6 protein-coding genes and 1 other annotated feature are annotated in these 4838 nt (G+C 40.1%); of the genes, 1 reads left to right on the top strand and 5 read right to left on the bottom strand.

Features of this window, described 5'->3' with window-relative positions; translation table 11 throughout:
* Positions 1 to 73: 73 nt before the first annotated feature.
* Positions 74 to 317, bottom strand: a binding site (T-box leader).
* Between the two features lie 43 nt (positions 318 to 360).
* The 5 genes from C9J34_RS20075 to C9J34_RS20055 all read right to left on the bottom strand — a co-directional run bounded on the left by C9J34_RS20075 (position 361) and on the right by C9J34_RS20055 (position 3954).
* Positions 361 to 792 carry a hypothetical protein gene (locus C9J34_RS20075; protein WP_107841952.1) on the bottom strand — a complete coding sequence of 144 codons (432 nt, stop codon included), beginning with the start codon at positions 790 to 792 and terminating at the stop codon, positions 361 to 363.
* Between the two features lie 109 nt (positions 793 to 901).
* Positions 902 to 1303, bottom strand: a complete 402-nt coding sequence (locus C9J34_RS20070) for a CotY/CotZ family spore coat protein (RefSeq protein ID WP_193769103.1) — start codon at positions 1301 to 1303, stop codon at positions 902 to 904.
* A gap of 117 nt (positions 1304 to 1420) precedes the next feature.
* Positions 1421 to 1621: a thymidylate synthase gene (locus C9J34_RS20065; RefSeq protein WP_107841950.1), complete on the bottom strand. Its 201-nt coding sequence runs from the start codon at positions 1619 to 1621 to the stop codon at positions 1421 to 1423.
* A gap of 13 nt (positions 1622 to 1634) precedes the next feature.
* A complete protein-coding gene (locus C9J34_RS20060) occupies positions 1635 to 2165 on the bottom strand; it encodes a tubby C-terminal domain-like protein (protein ID WP_107841949.1) in 531 nt (176 codons plus the stop codon).
* A 10-nt stretch (positions 2166 to 2175) separates the two neighbouring features.
* Entirely contained in the window at positions 2176 to 3954 is a 1779-nt protein-coding gene (locus C9J34_RS20055) for a glycerophosphoryl diester phosphodiesterase membrane domain-containing protein (protein ID WP_107841948.1), read from the bottom strand.
* 139 nt (positions 3955 to 4093) lie between these two features.
* Between C9J34_RS20055 and C9J34_RS20050 the strand changes: the two genes are divergently transcribed.
* Positions 4094 to 4648 carry a dihydrofolate reductase family protein gene (locus C9J34_RS20050; protein WP_107841947.1) on the top strand — a complete coding sequence of 185 codons (555 nt, stop codon included), beginning with the start codon at positions 4094 to 4096 and terminating at the stop codon, positions 4646 to 4648.
* The last annotated feature ends 190 nt before the right edge of the window (positions 4649 to 4838 follow it).

Here is a 4838-nt window from a genome sequence, read left to right as displayed (position 1 = left end):
AAAGCTTTTTAGAACCCCCCGCATAGCAGGGGGTTTTCATTTCCACAATAAAAACGCCCCTTAGACATCATGTCTAAAGGACGTATAATCAACGTGTTACCACCTTTTTTCAAGAGCTGCTCACACAACTCTCCTCTACCGGTACGGCATAATGCGATACCTCTTGCATTGATTACGGATGCAACTCCGTCGTAGCCTACTTTAATTTCGGTACGCAGCTCCAAGATGTATTCATTTTAATTTCCCCTGCGCCTCTCAACAACCGGCTACTTTCTGTTGGTTCCATTAAAATTACTCGTTCTTTTCAACGCTTTTCCATATTAATCCTAATTATACGAAGGAAATGAAGTTTGTCAACAGCTATTTCAAATATGCCCAATCATTATATGTATAGCGTTCATTTTCATTGATTGGCTTATAAGCTGAACAAAACGCCAGCAACGTGCGGCTGCGCTCGCTTATTTGCTCCTCACCTTCAAAAGCAGCACAGACATCTCGTTTATTTTGAACATCCAAGCCTTTCAAACAAAAAATTTCATTATCCATATCACCATACGGATTAAAATTGCCGAACATACAGGTTTGACAAGCAGCGATTTTCATATTTTGCGGCAAGGCCTTTTGCAAATTTTTCACCGCAAACTCCGTTGAATCAACGGGCAATGATTGGTAGCCTTGCACTTCATAGCAAACACTGGTTGGCTCACCATCATCATTTTGCTCTAAAAATACTTTTGTTGGCAGCATCTGTATCACATCATTGACGCAATAATGCACTTGTACTATTTGCATAGGCTTGTCTCCTTTCTAACACCATCTCTTCAAAGAAAGTCAAACGGGTAATGTTGTCTGAAAAGTGGCGCGTTCATCACAACACACATACTTTTCAGACAAGTCCCCTTCACCACTTCGATTCAATAAACATATTTGCGCTTAGCAAGGAAGTTGAAAGTAGTTGCACACCAGAAAGCGTATCACTATGAATGGTTACCCGTTTAGCCGTTTTCTCCAATGATGCAAGCTCCCCCTCCACCATCATTGGGCGCAGAAATGAAATCGTCAATAAACCATGCTTTCCATCCACTTTTTCTATCCGAAAATAGCAAGTAGTAAAGCCCTCGTCATAATTCGTTAACCGCAAAGGCGTTCCCTGCCTCGTCAATAGCAAAACAGGAATCGTATCACTTCCGACAATTTTCAATAACAAACAATCAAAATGCTTCGTTCTTGAATGCTCAATTAGCTCTTGAAAATAGTGAATTTCCTTTAACACTTCACCTAAATGATATCGCTGTTCGTCCAACACACCCCTCTCCCCTCAAGCAAAAGCATCTGTACCTTTACCATATGTCAAATGTCCATTACTTGACAGGGAACTCCGCCTAGCAAATTGTGTGAAAATTGTGTGTGTGCCTGGCACTCATTTTAAGTAAATCACAAGCTCCTGACGATATGCACCATTCTCCTCATAATGATCGAGTGCATGAAAATCGTATTGATAGTTGCCAAATGGAAATGTAACGCTCTCTCCTTGAACAGCTGCCAGTAAGCCTGCGACATCGGTTGAGACCATTTCTAAAAGCTGTTCGCCTGTTCCTGTTAATGCAAAAATGACATTCATTGTTCCTCTCTCCTTACGAACCTATAAATAATGCGGCTTGGCTAATGGCCACGAAAAAATCGACTTGCTGGATCGGGCTGCTTGGTTCAATTTGCAGTGCAACATGAAAGCAATCCTCTTGCTCCACGTACACTGCCTGCCAGCATGCAACCGTTTCATCATCTACTAAAAAATGAGACCAGCCCTCCATTTGCTTATCAATTTTTATGATACCTCCTGGCCAATGAATCGCCAGCTCAGGCAAGCCGATTCGCCAGTTTTCATATGTGATGGTATAGCGCTCCTGCTTGGCATAAGAAAACGCCTCAAACCAAAGCTTGCCTCGACGAATTTTTTTCGTAATGCGGAATGTCGGCTCCTCTCGCAAATTCGTCACTTCATATGTTAAAAAATAGCGATAATCAAAATAGCCATCTAAAAACCGCTTTAGTCGATTGCTGTAAATGCGAGCTACATAGGCAACCTTTTCACCTTGTGCATTGATAATGCCGACTTTTTCTGTTGCTGTAATATTTCCTGGTAATTGATACGTATATTGATTCATTTTAAGCTCCTTAAAAGAGTATCGTCAATTTATTATAAATACGCTTTAAAAAATAAGTTTCATTGCTTAACATTGTGCGACTACTCGCTGCTTTATCTGGATGATTGGTAATCAATCCATCCACACCATGTTCTAGGAAGTATTGCATATCTCGCTCTGTATTGACCGTCCACACAAAAAGCTCCATCTCACTGTTTTTCACTTGCTCCATCAAGCGACCTGACGCAACATCTTGCTGCATCGCAATAAAGTCAGCTTCAAGCGGTGGGATTCTTCCAATATAAAGAGCAAAAACGAGCCCTACCTTTAAACGCGGCTCCAATTCGTTTAATTGCCAAATAACTGAGCTATCCAATGATTGCACATAATGCGTTTCCAGTGCATCATACTTTTCCAAAAGTGCAATTAAACGCGCCAAATAATCAGCCGTTTCCCGCCCATGTGGCTTTACTTCAATCAGTAATTGAATTTTTAGTTCCGCGCTTTTTTGCAGCATTTCCTCTAAAGAAGGAATTTTATCAGAAAGCTTACCCGCGCGTACTGTCACGTTGGTTAGCTCCTCTAACGTCATTTCGCTTACAACCTCTTTGCGTCCTGCCATCCTCGACAATGTCGCATCATGAAACACGACAAATTGTCCATCCTTTGTTTGCTGTATATCGATTTCCACCATCTCAGCCCCCGCCTCAGCAGATGCGACGAGCGAGCTCATCGTATTTTCCACACCTTGCTCCATAAAGCCTCGATGCGCAATAATCTTTGTCGTTGGCTCATACAGCGTTTTCTCCAAATTAATAATCTGGACAGCGCTCATTAAAAAATAAACAAAAATCGTACAAATAATCGTCCAATGCATAATCGTTTCACGAAACGACTCATTATGCAGCTTGACAGGTGGCTGGTGCGTTAAGCGGAAAGCGACAAGCACAACAAGCTGTGAAAAAACCGCCTGCAATAATGTGAATAAAAACAATAATAACCCTTGTGCAAATGTTAAGGTGAACGCTGCTGTCACAAGTGCCCATGCTGGCATCACACGCTCTATGACAAACAACGGGATAAACGTTAAAGTCAATAAAATAACTGTTAAACTGATATGCAACACTAAAATAAGTCCTAGCATAGCAACAAGCTCAAATAAGCGACGTTTCGAAAAGCGCCAGCTCATTTTGACCGCCTGGGAAATGGTCGTCCATTGATACACCGTGAAATACGGCATTGTCAAAATAAAGCGTAAACCAATTACAAACAACAGTGCCATCCCGATAATATATAGCAGACGCCCTCGTGTTGATGTCATTAATTCATCGACGATAAAGGCTGGAATGCTCAAGTTTTGCGTAATGGCAGATGGCAATATGGAAGAAATAAGCGGCAAAACTAAAACTAAATAAAGGAACAATAAGCCTGTTTCAAAGCTAATAAAGTAGACGACCTTTTGATTCAAGCGACGCCATAGCTGCTCTAATGTATAAGAAATGCCCCTTTGCTGATGGTAGGCAAGCAAAATCAACATGCCCATCTCATAATAAATAAACAAAAGAACAATTAAAATAATCAATGTCAGTACGACTAGAAAAAGCGGGTGTGCTAGTAGTTGTACAATATTTTCCTCTGTGATGCTGTCTATTTTTAATAGATGTAACGTCGCAGTGACGAGCAATGAAATCAACGGCAATGCAATGAGCAATTGAAAAAGCCGAATCGCTAAAAATACACGAATATAATCGACACGATACGTGTAAATATTACGAAAAACGAGTCGAGTTATGCGAAAAATACGCTCCATCCCCTCACCTCCGTGTTCTATTTTACGCAAAAATCGACGAAATGTATGTAGGAAAGCTCAATTTCAAGCATTGTTTGTTTCTTTCTCTTCATAATGATAAAATCAAACCCTTCACAATGAAAGTGAAAGGAGCAAGGTCATGCAAAATAACGAAAGAAAAATTATTTTAGATTTAGCTGTTACATTAGATGGCTTCATTGAAGGAAAAAACGGCGAAACTGATTGGTGTATTATGGACCCCGATATGGAATTTACAAGCTTTTTAAACGACATTGATACGATTTTATATGGTAGGAAAAGCTATGAGTTGTGGGGACACTTTACGCCAGAAACAAATGAAGAGGAGGAAAAACAATTTTGGGCACTCGTCCATAGTAAAGAGAAATATGTTTTTTCAAAACTGAAAAAACAGGATGACAGTAAGGCAATCTTTATTCGTGAAAATATTGCCGAGGAAATAGATGCATTAAAAAAGAAGCCAGGCAAAAATATTTGGCTTTATGGTGGTGCTAGCCTGATTACAACCTTTATCCACTTAGGACTTGTTGATGAATTCCGTTTATCCATTCATCCAGTTGTTTTAGGTGAAGGTAAGCCACTCTTCACAAATATAACGGATCGATTGTATTTAAAATTAGTTAGTACAAGAGCATTTTCATCTGGCGTTGTACAGTTAGTGTATCGTTGCCATTAACCTAGTTGATTTACTGATTGAAAGCGAGTATTTTTCGAATTTCCTAGATCAAAAGTAATCATTCGCTCATTAAACAGTGAAGTTCGCCCGCAAGACAAACATATTCGCCCGTTAAACAGTGAAGTTCGCCCGCAAGACATGATATACTCCCATTAAAGTAGACAAGTCAAAACCGCTCACTTTAAACTAA

This window comes from Metasolibacillus meyeri, assembly GCF_003049505.1.
Lineage (GTDB): Bacteria > Bacillota > Bacilli > Bacillales_A > Planococcaceae > Metasolibacillus > Metasolibacillus meyeri.
Note: the sequence above shows the minus strand (reverse complement) of the source record. Positions and strands in the feature narration are given on the sequence as shown.

Bases quoted from the DNA above. Each gene is read 5' to 3' on its own strand.
- C9J34_RS20065 (WP_107841950.1), bottom strand. From the start codon at position 1,621: ATGAATGTCATTTTTGCATTAACAGGAACAGGCGAACAGCTTTTAGAA.
- C9J34_RS20075 (WP_107841952.1), bottom strand. From the start codon at position 792: ATGCAAATAGTACAAGTGCATTATTGCGTCAATGATGTGATACAGATG.
- C9J34_RS20060 (WP_107841949.1), bottom strand. From the start codon at position 2,165: ATGAATCAATATACGTATCAATTACCAGGAAATATTACAGCAACAGAA.
- C9J34_RS20055 (WP_107841948.1), bottom strand. From the start codon at position 3,954: ATGGAGCGTATTTTTCGCATAACTCGACTCGTTTTTCGTAATATTTAC.
- C9J34_RS20050 (WP_107841947.1), top strand. From the start codon at position 4,094: ATGCAAAATAACGAAAGAAAAATTATTTTAGATTTAGCTGTTACATTA.